The following is a 294-nucleotide window of genomic DNA, read 5'->3' on the forward strand; positions in this document are numbered from 1 at the left end:
GCGCCGAGGTGCACGTGCTGGTCACGGCCAGGGCGATGCCCGACCTGTTCATCTCGCGCTGGCAGGAGTGGGTCAAGAACGGTGCCCGCGGGCGCATCGACGCCTACCCGCCCGACGGGCCGCGCGCCGACACGGGGGAGTGGGGCTGGCCCAGCTTCGACCTGGGCATCGTCCTCGAGCGCTGGGGCGCTGTGCTGCCCCACGAGCGCGTGCACGTGCTGCCGATGGCACCGGGCAGCTCGGAGCCCGGCGAGCTGCTGCGCCGCTTCCTGGGGGTGCTCGGTCTCGACGACG

At 74.1% G+C, this 294-nt stretch carries 1 pseudogene; it reads left to right on the top strand.

Going from position 1 to position 294, the window contains the following annotated elements:
* Positions 1-294, top strand: a pseudogene (locus QWY29_RS20075) (hypothetical protein); the annotation flags it as partial.

Origin of the sequence: Nocardioides abyssi (assembly GCF_030412915.1) — a bacterium.
Taxonomy (GTDB): domain Bacteria; phylum Actinomycetota; class Actinomycetes; order Propionibacteriales; family Nocardioidaceae; genus Nocardioides; species Nocardioides abyssi.